The organism is Dactylosporangium sp. NPDC000521 (assembly GCF_042898305.1).
Classification (GTDB): domain Bacteria; phylum Actinomycetota; class Actinomycetes; order Mycobacteriales; family Micromonosporaceae; genus Dactylosporangium.
The window spans coordinates 480,346-496,011 of record NZ_JBIAYW010000004.1; the positions used below are offsets into that span (position 1 = coordinate 480,346).

17 protein-coding genes are annotated in these 15,666 nt (G+C 74.8%); 8 read left to right on the plus strand and 9 right to left on the minus strand.

Annotated elements, in window-relative coordinates; all coding sequences use genetic code 11:
* Position 1: 1 nt before the first annotated feature.
* From ACFY3L_RS16390 to ACFY3L_RS16400, 3 genes are all read right to left on the minus strand, one after another.
* The gene (locus ACFY3L_RS16390) at positions 2 to 790 is read right to left on the minus strand and encodes a hypothetical protein (protein ID WP_389323674.1); all 789 of its coding nucleotides are present in this window, start codon (positions 788 to 790) and stop codon (positions 2 to 4) included.
* On the minus strand, positions 787 to 1,623 hold the full coding sequence (locus ACFY3L_RS16395; protein WP_389323677.1) for a siderophore-interacting protein: 837 nt from the start codon (positions 1,621 to 1,623) through the stop codon (positions 787 to 789). The genes ACFY3L_RS16390 and ACFY3L_RS16395 overlap by 4 nt, the downstream gene beginning before the upstream one ends.
* 78 nt (positions 1,624 to 1,701) lie before the next feature.
* Positions 1,702 to 2,346, minus strand: coding sequence for an aspartate/glutamate racemase family protein (locus tag ACFY3L_RS16400; protein ID WP_389323680.1), 645 nt, complete (start codon positions 2,344 to 2,346; stop codon positions 1,702 to 1,704).
* A gap of 56 nt (positions 2,347 to 2,402) precedes the next feature.
* Here ACFY3L_RS16400 and ACFY3L_RS16405 point away from each other — a divergent pair, with 56 nt between their 5' ends.
* The 3 genes from ACFY3L_RS16405 (at position 2,403) to ACFY3L_RS16415 (ending at position 4,522) form a co-directional block, all read left to right on the plus strand.
* Entirely contained in the window at positions 2,403 to 2,621 is a 219-nt protein-coding gene (locus tag ACFY3L_RS16405) for a hypothetical protein (RefSeq protein WP_389323683.1), read from the plus strand.
* 135 nt (positions 2,622 to 2,756) lie between these two features.
* Entirely contained in the window at positions 2,757 to 3,734 is a 978-nt protein-coding gene (locus ACFY3L_RS16410; RefSeq protein WP_389323687.1) for a hypothetical protein, read from the plus strand.
* Entirely contained in the window at positions 3,731 to 4,522 is a 792-nt protein-coding gene (locus tag ACFY3L_RS16415) for an inositol monophosphatase family protein (RefSeq protein ID WP_389323690.1), read from the plus strand. Before ACFY3L_RS16410 ends, ACFY3L_RS16415 begins: the two co-directional genes overlap by 4 nt.
* Here the strand turns inward: ACFY3L_RS16415 and ACFY3L_RS16420 are convergent.
* Complete coding sequence (locus tag ACFY3L_RS16420) at positions 4,497 to 6,674, minus strand: MMPL family transporter (protein ID WP_389323692.1); 2,178 nt, start codon at positions 6,672 to 6,674, stop codon at positions 4,497 to 4,499. The genes ACFY3L_RS16415 and ACFY3L_RS16420 overlap by 26 nt on opposite strands.
* A gap of 143 nt (positions 6,675 to 6,817) precedes the next feature.
* Between ACFY3L_RS16420 and ACFY3L_RS16425 the strand changes: the two genes are divergently transcribed.
* Positions 6,818 to 8,011 (plus strand): sensor histidine kinase, encoded by a 1,194-nt coding sequence (locus tag ACFY3L_RS16425; protein ID WP_389323695.1) that lies wholly within the window; start codon positions 6,818 to 6,820, stop codon positions 8,009 to 8,011.
* Positions 8,008 to 8,700 (plus strand): response regulator, encoded by a 693-nt coding sequence (locus ACFY3L_RS16430; RefSeq protein ID WP_389323698.1) that lies wholly within the window; start codon positions 8,008 to 8,010, stop codon positions 8,698 to 8,700. Before ACFY3L_RS16425 ends, ACFY3L_RS16430 begins: the two co-directional genes overlap by 4 nt.
* A 14-nt stretch (positions 8,701 to 8,714) precedes the next feature.
* Here ACFY3L_RS16430 and ACFY3L_RS16435 read toward each other — a convergent pair whose 3' ends face one another.
* From ACFY3L_RS16435 to ACFY3L_RS16445, 3 genes are read right to left on the minus strand one after another with little or no spacing between them, the layout of a single operon-like run.
* The gene (locus tag ACFY3L_RS16435) at positions 8,715 to 9,563 is read right to left on the minus strand and encodes a hypothetical protein (RefSeq protein ID WP_389323701.1); all 849 of its coding nucleotides are present in this window, start codon (positions 9,561 to 9,563) and stop codon (positions 8,715 to 8,717) included.
* Positions 9,560 to 9,988, minus strand: coding sequence for a nucleoside deaminase (locus tag ACFY3L_RS16440; RefSeq protein WP_389323704.1), 429 nt, complete (start codon positions 9,986 to 9,988; stop codon positions 9,560 to 9,562). The genes ACFY3L_RS16435 and ACFY3L_RS16440 overlap by 4 nt, the downstream gene beginning before the upstream one ends.
* Complete coding sequence (locus ACFY3L_RS16445) at positions 9,985 to 10,878, minus strand: PhzF family phenazine biosynthesis protein (RefSeq protein WP_389323707.1); 894 nt, start codon at positions 10,876 to 10,878, stop codon at positions 9,985 to 9,987. The genes ACFY3L_RS16440 and ACFY3L_RS16445 overlap by 4 nt, the downstream gene beginning before the upstream one ends.
* A 93-nt stretch (positions 10,879 to 10,971) precedes the next feature.
* On the opposite strand from ACFY3L_RS16445, the gene ACFY3L_RS16450 reads away from it, so the two are divergent.
* Positions 10,972 to 11,418 (plus strand): Lrp/AsnC family transcriptional regulator, encoded by a 447-nt coding sequence (locus ACFY3L_RS16450; protein ID WP_389323710.1) that lies wholly within the window; start codon positions 10,972 to 10,974, stop codon positions 11,416 to 11,418.
* Between the two features lie 17 nt (positions 11,419 to 11,435).
* Here the strand turns inward: ACFY3L_RS16450 and ACFY3L_RS16455 are convergent, their stop codons facing one another.
* Complete coding sequence (locus ACFY3L_RS16455; protein WP_389323713.1) at positions 11,436 to 11,798, minus strand: DUF2203 domain-containing protein; 363 nt, start codon at positions 11,796 to 11,798, stop codon at positions 11,436 to 11,438.
* A 211-nt stretch (positions 11,799 to 12,009) separates the two neighbouring features.
* On the opposite strand from ACFY3L_RS16455, the gene ACFY3L_RS16460 reads away from it, so the two are divergent.
* Entirely contained in the window at positions 12,010 to 12,318 is a 309-nt protein-coding gene (locus tag ACFY3L_RS16460) for a DUF4287 domain-containing protein (RefSeq protein ID WP_389323716.1), read from the plus strand.
* A 221-nt stretch (positions 12,319 to 12,539) separates the two neighbouring features.
* The gene (locus ACFY3L_RS16465; RefSeq protein WP_389323719.1) at positions 12,540 to 14,936 is read left to right on the plus strand and encodes a penicillin acylase family protein; all 2,397 of its coding nucleotides are present in this window, start codon (positions 12,540 to 12,542) and stop codon (positions 14,934 to 14,936) included.
* On the opposite strand, the gene ACFY3L_RS16470 is transcribed toward ACFY3L_RS16465, so the two are convergent.
* A complete protein-coding gene (locus tag ACFY3L_RS16470; protein ID WP_389323722.1) occupies positions 14,917 to 15,558 on the minus strand; it encodes a hypothetical protein in 642 nt (213 codons plus the stop codon). The two genes, ACFY3L_RS16465 and ACFY3L_RS16470, sit on opposite strands and share 20 nt — an antisense overlap.
* Positions 15,559 to 15,666 lie beyond the last annotated feature (108 nt).

Consider the following 15,666-nt stretch of genomic DNA (forward strand, 5'->3'; position numbering starts at 1 on the left):
GTCAGCCCGGCGCCAGGGCGGGCTCGGCGCGGCGGGACAGCGCCCAGCGCCAGGCGAACTGCACCGCCGGCGTCGCGGCGAGCGCGACGGCGAACGTCACCGGGGTGCCGAGGTGCTCGACCAGGACGGCGACGAGCAGGCAGAAGACGGCGAAGCCGAGCAGCCCGCGCGGCACACCGCGCAGGGTCTGCACCGCGCCGTCGGTGCCCTGGTGGGCGAGGACGAAGGCGGCGACCACGCTCGTCGCGATCGGGAACGGGGCGAGGACGCCGGTGAACGACGGGCCGACCGTGTCGGCGGCGGTGGTGACGGTGACGACCAGGGCCGCGGTCGCGAGGGCCCGCCCCGGCAGGTCCCACCAGGGCCAGGCGGTCTCGCGCTGCCGGGATCGCGCCGGTACCACCGGGAAGACGCGGAGGGCGAGCCACGCTGCCGCCAGCACGATGGCGAACCCCGCGAACGGGGGGACGCTCAGCCGGGCGAGGGCCAGGTCCAGGGCGAGCGTCGCGAGCCACGCGACGGCGAGGGAGCCGACCCAGCCGGTCCGCCGCGAGCACCAGGCGAACACGACCGTGAAAGCGGCCAGGGACACCAGGCCGAGCAGCGCCGACGACGCGGCCCTGGCGCCGAACCGCGGGCCCTGCTCGAGGCAGGTGACGAGCAGGATCGGGCCGGCGACGACCGGCAGCGCGACGAGGGTGCCGGCGACGGCGGCGCCCCAGCGGCGGCCGGCGAGCGACGAGGCGAGGACGAGGAGCGGGGCGAGCAGCAGCTTCAGCAGCAGGGTCACTGCCGCCGGTCGCCTTCCTGCTCCGTCTCGACCTGCGTGTTCCAGTCGCGTTTGGACGCCTGCCAGCCGTCCTCGTCGTGGCCGAGGCGCCAGTACCCGGAGATCGACAGCCGCTCCATGGGCACCCGGCGATCCAGGCGCAGGTAGCGCCGGATCTCCTTGACGAAGCCGGCCTCGCCGTGGACGAACGCGTGGACGTCGTCGCCGCGCCACTCGACGCCGGTGACGGCCGCGACGAGTGCCGCACCGACGGGGCGGTCGCCGCGGCGCAGCCAGGTGACGCCGGGGATCTTCTGCTCCTCGCGGGCGTCGGCGACCTCGACGAACGCCTCCACGACGGCGCCCTCGGGAAGGCGCTCGACCGCCACGGCGATGGCCGGCAGGGCGCTCTCGTCACCGGCGAGGAGGTGCCAGCCGGCGGCTGGGTCGGGCGCGTACTTGCCGCCGGGGCCGCCGAAGGACAGCTCGTCGCCGGGGCGGGCGGCGATCGCCCACTGGGCGGCGAGACCGGTGTCGCCGTGGATGACGAAGTCCAGGGTCAGCTCGCGCGTCACCGGGTCCCAGTCACGCACCGTGTACGTGCGGGTGACGGGCCACTGCTCGCGGGGCAGCCGCTCGCGGATCGCGGCGAGGTCGAACGGGCTCGGGTAGACGACGCCCTCGGGCGGGAACATCAGCTTCACGTAGTGGTCGGTGTACTGTCCGGCGTCGAAGTTGCCGAGACCTTCGCCACCGAGCACCACGCGGTGCATGTTCGGGGTGAGCCGCTCGGTGCGGACCACTCGCCCCGTGTGTGCCTGAGGTGCCCGCCGGGCGGGTTGCTCTGCCGTCACCCGTCCACCGTATACGCCGGGCGGACCACCCCGCGGACCCCTGGCGGACCCCAGGCGGGCCTCTGGCGGCCCCGGGATTCAGCCGACGGGGCCGCGCTTGCCGACGGATCGCAGGGCTGCGGTGACGGCGGCGCGCGGGCTGCTGAGCACGGGCAGGTCCGGCAGGAGGTCTGCGGCCGGGGCCATGCTCGCCTGGGCGAGGACGACCACGTCGGCGGTCGCGGCGACGGCCCGGACGTGCTCGGCGACCCGCCGGACGTACGCGTCGAGTTCCCCCGACTCGAACAGCGCCCACGCGTCCAGGCACGGCGCCTCGACGATCTCGACGGTCGCGCCGGCCAGCGCCGCGCACTCGCGCAGCAGGCCGGCCGTGGGCGCGAGGGTCGAGGCGAGCGCGGCGACGACCGCGACCCGGCCTCCCCCGGCGACCGCCGCCTCGGCCATCGGCCGGTCGACCCGCAGCACCGGCACACCGGCGTCGACGGTCTCGGCGAGCCCGCTGAGCGTCGAGCAGGTGCAGACGACGACGTCCGCGCCGTCCGCGGCGAGGGCCCGCAGGCGCGCCGCGAGCCGCTCCTTCACGTCGGCGCCGGCCCGCGCGTCCTCCAGCAACGCCGCGTCCACGGCGTGCAGGTCCCCGGCATCTGGTGCGGCGTCGGCGAGGAGCGCGCGGAACGTCGCGACGTGGACGTCGGCGGTGTGCAGGAACCCGATGATCGGCACGCCCCCCAGCATTCCATGGTTGCTGTCAAGCTGTGTGCGGCGGAGTCGCCGGGGTCATGCCCGTCCCCGGCGGCTCCGCGCCCGGCGTTCCCCGCGGCCGGCGCACCGGGCGCGGCGGCCGCGACGACCCGCTCTACCCCGGCGTCCGTGCGCTGCACCGGCAGCTGCCGGAGGCGCCGGTCGCCGGCTCGTACACCGGCGGCAGGCACAACTTCGGGTACTGGAGCACGGTCGTCCCGGCCGCGTTCGCGTTCGTCGCGGGCACGCCCACCTGACGCCCGAGGTAGGGACAGCCCCACCACGGCGGCTGAGGGAGACGGTAAGCGGAAGAAGGGGGGCGGCGGGCATGTGCCGGGCCCGCCCGGATTGGGACCGTGGACGCATCATCAGCCCTCATCGTGGAGTCCACCATGACCGCTCCGCAGCCCGTCCGATGGCACCGCCCGCTGCTGTGGTTCGCGGCGGCGATGGGTGTCCTCACCCTCGCGTCCCTCGTCGGGATCTTCGTCGACGACCGGCTCGTCGTCGGCAGCCCCACCTGGCTCAAGCCGTTCAAGTTCGCCGTTTCCATGGGGGTGTACGCGGTGACCCTGGCGTGGCTGCTGCGGGCCACCCGGCGCGGCCGGCGCACCGGCTGGTGGGCGGGGACGGTCGTCGCCGTCGCCGCCACCGCCGAGATGGTCCTGATCGTGCTGCAAGGGGTCCGGGGCCGGCCCAGCCACTTCAACAACTCCACCCCGTTCGACGAGACCGTGTGGTCGCTCATGGGCAACCTGGTCATGGTGCTGTGGACGGCCAGCCTCGTCGTCGCGATCGTGGTCGCCTTCCAGCGCGGCGGCGACCCGGTGCTGAAGTCCGCGGCCCGGCTCGGCTTCGCGTTGTCGCTCGCCGGGATGCTGGTCGCGTTCCTCATGACCCAGCCGACCGCCGAGCAGGACGCGGCCCTGGACCGGGGCGAGACGGTCGGCATGATCGGCGCGCACAGCGTCGGCGTCGCCGACGGCGGCCCGGCGATGCCCGTCACCGGCTGGTCGACGACCGGCGGCGACCTGCGCGTCGCGCACTTCGTCGGCATCCACGCCCTGCAGGCCCTGCCGCTGCTGGCACTCCTGCTCGCCGCGGCCGCCCGGCGCCGGCCGTCCTCGGTGCTCGGCGAGCAGCGGGTCGCGCGGGGTCTCGTGCGGGCGGCGGCGCTCGGGTACGGCGGCCTCATCGCCCTGCTCACCTGGCAGGCCCTGCGCGGCCAGCCGCTGCTCGACCCGGACGGCAGGACGCTGCTCGCCGCCGGCGTCCTCGCGGTGACCGTCCTGTGCGCCGCCGGGATCGCCCTGCGCGGTCGCGGCAGGACGCCGATCATGGAGAAGGCCCCGGCTATCGTCGGAGCGTGACGACAGACGATCTCGAACTGGCCATCGCCGCCGCCGAAGCGGGCGCGGCGGTGGTCCGTTCGCGCTTCGGGACCCGCCTGGACCGGTTCGCGAAGGGCGGCGGCGACTTCGCCACCGAGGCCGACATCGAGGCGGAGCGGGCGATCCTGGCGGTGCTGCGGGCCGCCCGGCCCGGCGACGCCGTGCACGGCGAGGAGTCCGGCCACATCGGCGGCGGCGACCGCACGTGGCTCGTCGACCCGCTGTGCGGCACGCTCAACTACGCGGCCGGCGCGATGCTCGTGGCGGTCAACGTGGCGCTGCGCACGCCCGCGGGCACCGCCGTGGCCGTGTCCGTGGACCCGTTCGCCCGGGAGACCTTCTCGGCCTCCGCCGGTGTGGCCCGCGTGCGCGGCAACGGGGTGGAGGCGAAGCTCGTGCCGACGCCGCGGTCCGCGCTCGTGGACGTGAACCTCGACCCGCCGTTCCCGCACGGTCCCGCCTTCCACCCGGCGCGGCTCCTCGCGGACCCGGGGTTCGGCGAGCGGTTCCGGCCGCGGGTCGTGTCGAGCACCCTCGCGGTCGCGTGGGTCGCCGCGGGCCGGCGGGCGGCGTACGTGACCGACGGCGACCTGCGCGACAGCGTCCACTTCGCGGCCGGGATCGCGCTGTGCGAGGCCGCCGGCTGCGTGGTGACCGGGCTGCGGGGGCAGCCGCTGCACACCGGGGCCGGCGGCCTCGTCGCCGCCGCGGATCAGCCGACCCACGCGGCGCTGCTCGACCTCATCGAGCGGCAGTTCCAGCGCTGACGAGCTCCGGCTGGACCGCCGGGGGCTCCTCGCCCCGCAGCCGTGAGCCCTCGACGTCCACGTCCGGCAGCAGGCGGTCGAGCCAGCGCGGCAGCGCCCAGGCGCGGCGGCCGAGCAGCGTCATGACCGCCGGGACGATGGTCATCCGCACCACGAACGCGTCGAAGAGGATGGCCGCGGCGAGCGCGAACCCGATCGACTTGATCATGGCCTCGGGCGACAGGATGAAGCCCGAGAACACGCTGACCATGATGATCGCGGCGGCGGTGACGACCCGGGCGCCGTGGCTGAACCCGTTGACGACGGCGTCCTTGGGCGCGGCGCCGTGCACGTGCTCCTCCCGCATGCGGCTGACGAGGAACACCTCGTAGTCCATGGCGAGGCCGAACACGATGCCGATGAGGATGACGGGCAGCAGGCTGACGATCGGGCCGGTCTGCTCGACGCCGACGAGGTCGGCGAGCCAGCCCCACTGGAACACGGCGACGACCGCGCCGAACGTGGCGGCGACGCTCAGCAGGAACCCGCCGATCGCCTTCAGCGGCACGAGCACCGAGCGGAACAGCAGCAACAGCAGCAGGAACGCGAGCACCACGATCACCGCCAGGTAGGGCCCGAGCGCCGACCCCATCTTCGCCGAGATGTCGATGTTGACGGCGGTGGTGCCGGTGACGGCGAGCGCGGCACCACCGGACGGCGGCAGCGCCCGGATGGCGTGCACGAGGTCGGTGGTCTGCGCCGCGTCGGGCGCGGTCGCGGGGATCACCTGCAGGATCGCGGTGTCACCGGCCGGGTTGAGCGCCGGCGGGCTGACGGTGACGACGCCGGGCAGCTCCGCGATGCGCGCGGCGGCGGCCGTCGCGGCGGCCTGGGGGTCCGGGCTGGCGGCGGCGTCGACGACGACCAGCAGCGGGCCGTTGAAGCCGGGCCCGAAGCCCTCGGTGAGCAGGTCGTAGGCCTTGCGCTGGGTGGTGGCGGGGCCGGCCATGTTGTCGCCGGGCAGGCCGAGGCGCATGTCGAGGACCGGCACGGCGACGATCCCGAGGCCGAGGACCGCGGCGACGAGCGTCAGGACCGGCCTGCGGGTGACGAGCGCCGCCCAGCGGCGGCCCATGGTGCCCTTGCTGTGCCTGCTGGCGGCGACCCGGCCCTTGGCCACCCGGTCACCAGCGAAGCCGAGCAGCGCCGGCAGCAGGGTGAGGGCGATCAGGACCGCGACGATGACCGCACCGGACGCGGCGAGCCCCATCTGGGTCAGGACCGGGATGTTCACGACGGCGAGGGCGGCCAGGGCGATGACGACCGTCAGCCCGGCGAAGGTGACCGCGGACCCGGCGGTGCCCACGGCGCGCCCCGCCGCCTCGGCGGGCGACCGGCCGAGCGCGACCTCGTGGCGAAACCGCGAGACGATGAACAGCGCGTAGTCGATGGCGACCGCGATGCCGAGCATCAGCGCGAGGGTCGGTGTGGTGCTGCTGAGGTCCACGAAGCCGGTCACGATCTGGATGCCGGCCATCGCGGCGCCCACGCCGAGCAGCGCCGTCAGCAGCGGCAGGCCCGCCGCGACGAGCGACCCGAGGGTGACCAGCAGGACGAGCGCGGCGATGAGCAGGCCGATCACCTCGCCGATGCCCTGCTCCGCGGGCGCCTGCAGGGCGTCGCCGCCGATCTCGACGGTCAGGCCCGCGTCGCGTCCGGCGCGGGCCGCGTCCACCAGCGCCGCGCGGTCGGCGTCCGTCAGGCCGATCGGCTGCACGGTGTAGGTCACCTGCGCGTACGCGACGGTCCCGGCCTGGTTGACGGTCCCCCGCAGCGGGTCGGTGACGCCGGCGACCCGCCCGCCGGCCTTCAGCGCGGTGACGGTCCGCTCGACGGCGGCGGCGTTGCCGGGGTCGGTGAGCTTCTGGCCGGCCGGCGCGGCGAACACCACCCGCGCCTGCGCGCCGCCCGCGCCGGCCTGCGGGAAGCGCTGCGCGAGCAGGTCCTGCGCCTCCTGCGCCTGCGTGCCCGGGATCTCGAAGGTGCCGGCCGTCGGGCCCGACAGCGTCGCCGCGCCGGCGCCGAGGGCCGCGATCAGCGCCAGCCAGAGCACGAGGACGAGCTTCCGGCGGCGGAAGCTCAGCTTTCCGAGCCGGTACAGGTAGGTTGCCATGCCGTCCACGGTCCCGGCCGGCGGCCCGGAAGGCGTCGTCCGAGCGCAGACACCGCACTACTGCAGCCGTGGTACCCGCGCCGGTGGGGGCTACTGCGGCCGGACGACGCCGCGGCCGCGGAAGGCCGCGTACGGTGCAGGGCATGGACGGCAGCGACACCGCGCTCACCAGGGTGTGGAGATACGCGGCGGGCAGGCCCCTGCTGCTGGACATCCTGCTCGCCCTCGTGCTGGCGTTCGCGGTGCTGCGCGCGGCCGCCGCGGACCGGGCCGCCACGGGCGACGTGATCGTCGCGGGCGTGGCGTTCGTCGCGGTCCTCGTCCGCCGGCTGCGCCCCCTGGCGGCGCTCGGCATCGCCACGTCCGCCACCGTCGGCGCGATCCTGCAGGGCGTCAGCAACCCGGGGCTGATCGTGGCGCTCGGCGTCATCACGTACTCGATCGCGGCGCATACCGACCGGCGCAAGGGCTGGGTGTGCGCGCTCGCCGCGTCCGGGATCGTGTACCTGACGGGCCTCATCGTCGCCGCCGGCGACTGGTGGCGGGGCGAGACGCTCGGCATCTTCGCGTGGATCTTCATGGCGGCCGCGGTCGGCGACGCGGCGCGCACCCACCGCGCGTACGTCGCCGAGGTCGAGGAGCGCGCCCGCTGGGCGGAGCAGACCCGCGAGGACGAGGCCCGCCGCCGCGTCATGGACGAGCGGTTGCGGATCGCCAGGGAGCTGCACGACGTCGTCGCGCACCAGATCGCGGTCATCAGCGTGCAGGCGGGCGCCGCCGCGCACATCCTGGAGCGCCGGCCGGACCAGGTGGGCCCGGTCCTGAACCACATCCGTGAGGCGTCCGACACGGTCCTGAAGGAGATCCAGTCGGTGGTCGGGGTGCTGCGCGCCGACGAGCGCGAGGCCACCGAGCCGGCCCCGGAGCCGGCCCCCGGCCTCGCGCGCCTGCCGGAGCTGCTCGCCACGCTGGAGACGACCGGGTTCCCGGTGCGGCACCGGCAGGTCGGGCAGCCGCGGGAGCTGCCCGCGATGGTGGATCTCGCGGCGTACCGCATCGTGCAGGAGGCCCTGACCAACGCCCACCGCTACGGCGACGGCTCGGCGCGGCTGCTCGTGGAGTACACGCCCGGCGACGTGGTCCTCGAGGTCAGCAACCGGATGCGGACGGCCGCCCAGAAGGGCGCCGGCTACGGGCTGCTCGGCATGCGCGAGCGCGCCGCGGCCGCCGGCGGGAGCGTGACCGCGTGCCCGGTCGGCCCGGGCGGCGCGCAGGAGTTCCGCGTGCACGCGGTCCTGCCGGCGGAGCCTTCGGCGCACCCGGCGGAGCGGGCATGACCATCCGGGTGCTGCTCGCCGACGACCAGGCGCTGATCCGCGCCGGCTTCAAGATGATCATCGACTCGGAGCCCGGCTTCGAGGTCGTCGGGGAGGCGGCCGATGGGCGGGAGGCCGTGGACCTGGCCCGCACCGCCCGCGCCGACGTCGTCCTCATGGACATCCGCATGCCGCGCATGGACGGGCTCGAGGCGACCCGCCGCATCGGCGCCGACGACAACCTCGCCGGCGTGCGGATCCTGGTGCTCACCACGTTCGAGACCGACGACAACGTGGTGCTCGCGCTGCAGGCGGGCGCCAGCGGGTTCCTCGGCAAGGGCGTCGCCCCCGCCGACCTGCTGCACGCGATCCGGGTCGTGGCGGGCGGCGAGCAGCTGCTGTCGCCGCGGGCGACCCGCGGCCTGGTGAGCCGCTTCCTGACCAGCCTGCGGCCGGACGCCGACGGGGCGCCGCCGGCGTTGGATCTGCTCACCGACCGGGAACGCGAGGTCCTGGTCCTCGTCGCGCACGGCCTGTCCAACGACGACATCGCCGAGCGCCTCTTCGTGTCGCCGCTGACCGCCAAGACGCACGTCAACCGGGCGATGACGAAGCTGAACGTGCGGGACCGGGCGCAGCTGGTGGTCCTCGCGTACCAGAGCGGCCTGGTCCGGCAGGGCGACCCGCTGCCCGACCCCCTCAACCGCTGACGGCCGGGTCGGTGTCACCAGCCGATGCGGGCGAGGGCGAGGGCGACGAAGCCGCGCAGCGCCCGGTCGTCCCAGCCGGGCACGTCGGGCGGGAGCGGCCTGTCGGGGTCGGCGGCGACGGCGAGCATCGTCAGGGCGGGCTCCGGGGTGGCCTCGCGGTGCCGGTACGCGAGGGCGATCGCCGCCGTCAGTGCCACCTGCTCGTCCGGGTGGCCGAGCCGCTCCGTGAGGTGCCGGTCGACGGCCGGGTCGCCGACCGGCAGGTGGGCGAGGGTCAGGTTGGCCGCGGCGCTCGCTGTCGCCAGCAGTGCCGCCACCGCCGCCGGGGTGGGTGGGAACCACGCCAGGAGCGCGGCCGCCAGATCCGCGACCTCCGGGTCCGCGTCGCCTACCCAGCCGATGACGGTCCCGGCGTGGGCGGCGAGGGCGTCGTAGGCGTCCCGGGCCCAGCGGTCGGGTCCGGCGTCGTCGGGCTCGGGCTCGCCCGCCTCGTCGTCGCCGGCCAGCCACCGGTTCAGCGTCAGCAGCCGCTCGTCGGTGATCGCGTCCGCCGCCGGGTAGGCGGCGCGTGCGTCGAACGGCAGGGCGTCGTCGCGGTGGTCACCGATCGCCACCTTCCTGAGCATCCACAGCAGGTCGGGCCGGTCCGGGGTCGCCGGGTCGCCGGCGAGCGCGACCAGGAACGGCACGACGACGGCGCTGGCGTGCCATCGGGTCCCCTGGTGGTAGAGGTGCCCGGACAGCTCGGCGCGGGCGCGGGCCCGGGTCCGCGGGTCTGCGTCCGGCAACGCCTCCAGCAGGGCGGGGACGTGCTCGGAGGTGCCGTCGCAGCCGTACACCCGGTCCCACGCCACCCCCGTCATGCGGTGTAGTAGCCCTCGACGGCCGCCCGCGCCGCGTCGAGCAGGGCCGGCCCCTCCTGCGGGACCCGCGGGAGGCCACCGGTGGGCTTCAGCGCGTCGAGCTGCCCGGCGGACAGGGCGTAGACGACGCGGCCGAGGCCGGAGCGGTCGATGGCGCCGGTGCACATGCCACAGGGCTGGCAGCTGGTGTACATCGTGGTGGCGGCGGCCTCCGCGGGGGTCAGGTGGCGGGCGGCCCAGCGGGCCAGCTTCAGCTCCGGGTGCGCGCTGATGTCGTCGTCGGACAGGACCGTGTTGTGCTCCTCGGCGAGGACCCGGCCACCGGTGGCGACGAGCAGCGACCCGAACGGCGCCTCGCCCGCCGCGCGGGCCTCGACGGCGATCGCGATCGCCCGGCGCAGGAACCGCTCGTCGTCCGGTGTCACGACGCCTCCGGCAGGGTCATGGTGCCGCGGGCGACGACCAGGCCGGAGCCGCTGACCCGCACCCGCGGGCCGGCGACGGTCACGGTGATCCGGCTGGGCCGGCCCATCGAGTGCCCCTGCTCGACGACGACGGCGGCCTCGCCCGGCTCGCCGCGTTCACCCGCGGCCAGCAGGGCGGCGAGGGGGCCGGCGGCGGTGCCGGTCGCCGGATCCTCCGCGATGCCCATCGCCGGGTTGAAGAACCTCGCGTAGGCCGTGGCGTCCTTGTCGACGGTGTCGCCGGTGTACAGGTAGCAGCCCTCACCCCCGACCTGCCGCAGCGCGGCGGTGAGCCGGGCGGCGTCGGGCGCGGCGCGGTCCACGGCGGCGCGGTCACGGATCGGCACGAGCAGGTGCCCGGCGCCGGTGGAGACCACCTGGGCCGGCCGGTCGGCGACGAGGTCCTCCTCGCGCAGCCCGAGCGCGGCGGCCAATTCGGCCCGGTCGCTGACGACGGCGCCGAACACGGGCGGCGACTGCTCCATGGTCACCACCACCCGCCCGTCGTCGTTGCGCACGTGGACGGGCAGCACGTCCGCGCCGATCTCCTGCGTGAAGTCGCCACCGCCGTCCAGACCGCCCGACGCGGCGAGCCACAGCCATGCGCCGAGGGCGTTGTGGCCGGCGCCGTACACCTCCTCCCCCGTCGGCGTGAAGGACCGCAGCCGCCGCGTCGCCCCCGGCCGGGTGGGCCGCTGGACGAACGTGGTCTCCGACTGGTTGAACTCGCGGGCGATCGCCCGCATCTGCCGCTCGGTGAGGCCGTCGGCGTCGGTCACGAGGGTGAGCGGCGCGCCGGTGAGCGGGGCCGAGGCGAACACGTCGACGTAGACGAACGAGGTTTCAGGCACGACCTCGACGCTACGGCCCGCCCCGCCGCGGGTGGAGGCCGTTTGTGCGGCATCGCGGGCGGTTCGCCGCAGGATCTGCGGTAGCCTGCCGCGATGACCGCACCCGGGCTCGACGAGGTGGACCGGCAGCTGCTCGCGGCGGTGCAGCGGGACGCCCGCGCGTCGCTGACGGCTCTCGCCGCCGAGATCCACCTGGGCGTGTCCGCGACGAGGGCCCGCCTGCGCGGCCTGGAGGAGCGCGGCGTCATCACCGGCTACACGGCCAGGGTCGACCCGGGCGCGTGCGGCCTGCCGCTGCGCGCGGTCGTGCGCATGAAGGTCCACGGCGCCCTGTACGACAAGGTCGCCGCCGTCCTGGACCGCGAGCCGCAGATCGTGCGCTGCGTCCGCGTGACCGGCGAGGCGTGCTACGTCGCCGAGATCGTCGCCGCCGACATGCCGGACCTCGCCCGCATCACCTCGGAGCTCGCCCGCGTCGGCTCCATCACCACCGACCTGGTCTACGAGATCGTCGCCGACCGCGAGATCCCCGCCCGGTAGGGCCGTCGGGGGCGTCCTCAGGCGAGGGGGCGGCGGCCGGCGAACCCGAGGTCGGCGCGGTGATACCAGGCCAGCTCCCGGTCGCCCTCCAGCCAGCACAGCAGCACCGGCACGCCGTCGAGCTCGGCCGGGAAGTCGAGCAGCAGCGGCGCCACGCCCTTCAGGTGCACCCCGCTCTGCTGCACCTCGGTCACCAGCTCGTCGAACCTCGCGGACCTGGCCTTCCACTCCGGCAACCCGCCCAGCTCCGTCCCGAGCCCACCGGGCGCGAGCGCCGCCGCCAGCTCCGCCGCGTCCGCCCGCACGGCGACGAGCTCGTCGAGCAGCGGCCGGAGCCGGTCGAGCGCCGCCCGCGCCTCCGTCACTGTGTACAGACCCATGCGTCCAAGTCTGGCACCCCCATCCACCCGCTGGGGTGACCCAGGCTGCGTGGCGCTCACGTGGGGTCTGCGGCGGGCGACGGCCTTCTTCGCAAGGGAGCCCCGGTGAACCCGTTCATCGAGGCGGAGCAGGCCGGAAAAAGTTTGCGGGCGGATGTCGAAAGCACGAAGGGCCGTTCGACGCGTTGGTGGCGGCACGGTGAGCGTGCCGATGACGGAGGAGACCGGCATGTCGTTCCAGGCGTACCTCGACAACATCGAGACCAAGACCGGCAAGACCCCGCGGGAGCTGCTCGCACTGGCGGCCGAGCGGGGGCTCGACGCGCCCGGGGTCAAGGCCGGCGCGATCGTCGACTGGTTGAAGGAGGACTTCGACCTCGGGCGCGGGCACGCGATGGCGCTCGTCCACGTGATCAAGAACGGCCCGAAGATCCCCGGCAAGCACGTCGGCACGACCGGCACCCACCGCGACGACAGCGACACCCTGTGGCTGGACGGCACGGCCACCCGCCCAGCGTGAAGCGGCGGATCGGCGAATTCGATCAATTTCCGGGTTGATCATTGAATCTCGATTGATCCCGCATTGACGGTAGTACAAAGGTCACTGATTGCAATATGGTGACCTGACGCGTCACGCACCTCGTGACCGGGGAAAACGTCGCATTCGTCATTGAAACGCGTCTTCTTGCACATGGTGAAAAGCGCAGATTCGAACCGCCGTTGCGTCACATCGGAGGAGCCGTGCATCGCGCCCGTCGGATCGTCACGTTGTTATCGGCAGCAGGCCTGCTCGCGCCGGCGTTCGTCGGCGTGCCCGCCGGCGCGGCCGCCGCGGAGATCGTCACCTCCGGGGTCTACACCGCGGTGATCAGGCGCACGGGTTACGGCGTGCCGCACGTGCTGGCCACCAGCGTCGGCGGCGCCGCGTTCGGGCAGGGCTGGGCCTACGCCGAGGACCGGTTCTGCGACCTGGCCGACCAGGTCGTCAAGGTCCGCAGCGAGCGGTCGCGGTGGTTCGGCCCCGGACCCGACGGCGCCAACCTGGCGACCGACTTCGCGTACCAGTCGCTGGGCCTCGTCGACCGCGCCCGGGAGCAGCTCACCAGGCTGCAGCCCGAGGAGCGCGACGTGCTCAACGGTTACGTGCGCGGCTTCAACGCGTTCCTGGCCGCCACCGGCCCCGGCAGAGTGCCCGGCTGGTGCGCCGGCCAACCGTGGATCGCGCCGATCTCCGCGGTCGACGTCCTCGCGTACCAGCGCGACATCGCGCTCCTGGCCAGCGGCGGCGCGCTGCTCGCACCGATCGCCTCGGCCACCCCGCCGGGGAGCGTGGGCGCCGCGCTCGCGATCGCGCCGGAGGTCACCACCGACGGACTGGCCGCGCTGCGGCAGCAGAAGGCGCTGTCCAGCAACGGCTGGGCACTGGGCGCGGACAAGACCCAGACCGGGCGGGGCATGCTGGTCGGCAACCCGCACTTCCCGTGGGAAGGCGAGCTCAAGTTCTGGGAGTCGCAGCTCACCGTCCCCGGCAGCCTCAACGTGTACGGCGCGAGCCTCGGCGGCATCCCCGGGGTGCAGATCGGCTTCACCGACAAGGTCGCGTGGACGCACACGGTCGCGGACGGCTCGCGCTTCACCTTCTACTCCGTCGATCTCGTCCCCGGCTCGCCGACCACGTACCTCGTCGACGGGCGGCCCGAGGCGATGACGTCGAAGCAGGTGACGATCCGGGTCAACCAGGGCGGCGCGCTGCAGACCGTCACCCGCACCATGTGGTTCACCCGGTACGGGCCGGTGCTGGACCTGTCGGCGATCGACCCGGCGTTCGGGTGGACGGCGACGACGGCCTACACGTACCGCGACGCCAACATCGACAACGACCGGCTGCTGCGGGTGTGGATGAACATGGCCCGCGCCACCGACGTCGCGGGCCTGCGCGCGTCGATCGGCCGCGACCAGGGCATCCCGTGGGTGAACACGATCGCGACCGACTCGGCCGGCAACGCCTGGTACACCGACTCGTCGCCGACGCCGAACCTGTCCGCGGCGTCGCTGGGGGAGATGGCGAACCACCCGCTCGGCGCGCTGAACGGCAGCGACAGCGCCAACGCGTGGGTCGTGCAGCCGGGGGCGCGCTCGCCGGGGCTGATCCCCTTCGCCCAGCAGCCGCAGCTGCAGCGGCGCGACTACGTCTTCAACTCCAACGACAGCCACTGGGTGCCGAACCAGAACGCCTTCCTGACAGGCTTCTCGCCGCTGCAGGGCGCGGAGGGCACGCCGCTGTCGGCGCGGTCGCGGCAGAACCTGCGGCTCATCACCGGCACGGCCCGCTTCGACCTCGCCGGCCTCGGCACCGCCATCCTCTCCGGCGACTCGCTGACGGCCGCGGAGCTCGCCGGCTACACGGTGGCGGCCTGCCGCGCGCAGGGCACCCGGCCGGTGAACGTGGACGGCACCCCGGTCGACATCAGCGCCGGCTGCGCCGCGCTCGCCGCCTGGGACCGGCTGTTCGAGCTGCCGAGCCGCGGCGCGGTGCTGTGGCGGGAGACGATCGGCGCGGTCCTCGCCGAGCACCCCGACGCGCTCACGACCGCCGGTCCGCTGTTCGGCGTGGCGTTCAACCCCGCCGACCCCGGCCGCACCCCGCGCGGCGCACCGGCCGACCCGGCGCCGCTGCTGACCGGGCTCGCCCGCGCGATGCTGCGGATGCGCGCCCTCGGTCTGCCGCTGAACGTGCAGCTGCAGTCCGTCCAGTACACCGTGAAGGCGGGCCAGCGGATCCCGGTGCCCGGCTCGACGGAGAACGTCGGCATCGCGAACATGGCGCAGTACGAACCGTTCCCGGGCTCGTCCCGTGAGCCGTTCATGAACCCCGGCACGTTCGCCGACGGCAGTGACCTCACCGACCGCGGGTACGTCGTGAACTACGGCACCAGCTTCCTGCTGACGCTCGCGTACACGTCCTCGGGCCCGTCGGCGCGCTGCGTCCTCACCTACAGCGAGTCCACCGACCCGAACTCGCCGAACTACGCCGACCAGACGCAGCTGTTCCGCAACAAGCAGCTGCGCGACTGCCGCTACTCGGAGGCGTCGATCGCCGCCGACCCGAAGCTCTCCGTCAAGACAGTGCGGGGGTGAGCGCGGCGGCCCGGGCCGCCGCCGAGCGGCGCAGCCACGCGACCGCATCGGCGGCGGCCGGGTTCGCGCCGAACGCCGCGGCGAGGGCGACGTACTGCTCCGGCGGCAGCGGCACCCCGTCGCGGCTGGTGAGCGGGGCGGCGACGGTGTGCGTGCCGCCGCCGGGGCCGGGCCCGGTGACGGTCATCGCCGGCACCGGGTCACCCGCGCGCCACTCGCGGCCGCCGGCGAGCGCGTCGACGAGCGCCCGGTCGGCGGCCTCCAGCCGCACCGTCTGGGCGGCGGCCAGGTGCACCCGGCGGGTCCGCCGCCCCTCGCGCAGCGACAGCAGGTCGCCGCGCAGCGTCGCGGGCGGGGTGAGGATGCGGAACACGCCGATGCCGGTCGCCACCAGGCTGCTCGCCAGGCCCGCGGCCAGCAGCAGCAGGAAGGTCCGGTCCGCGCTGGCCTCGTCCTCGATCGTCGGGTAGAACACGGGGATCGCCGCGTACCCGGCGGCCGCCCCCACCAGCAGGCCGAGCAGCAGCTGCAGCCCGCCGACCGCGAGCCGCGCGCCGACCCGCCGGCCGAGGTGCCGCCGGAAGCCCGCCGACAACGGGATCCGTCGATGCTCCGAGTTCATCCGGCCATTTTGCCAGCCCGATCGGCGCCGGTGGTCCCACGTGATCGGGCGGGCCGCGCGGAGCGCCGTGGTGGCCGTGCGGCCTTCCGCGGACACCACCCCGGCCTC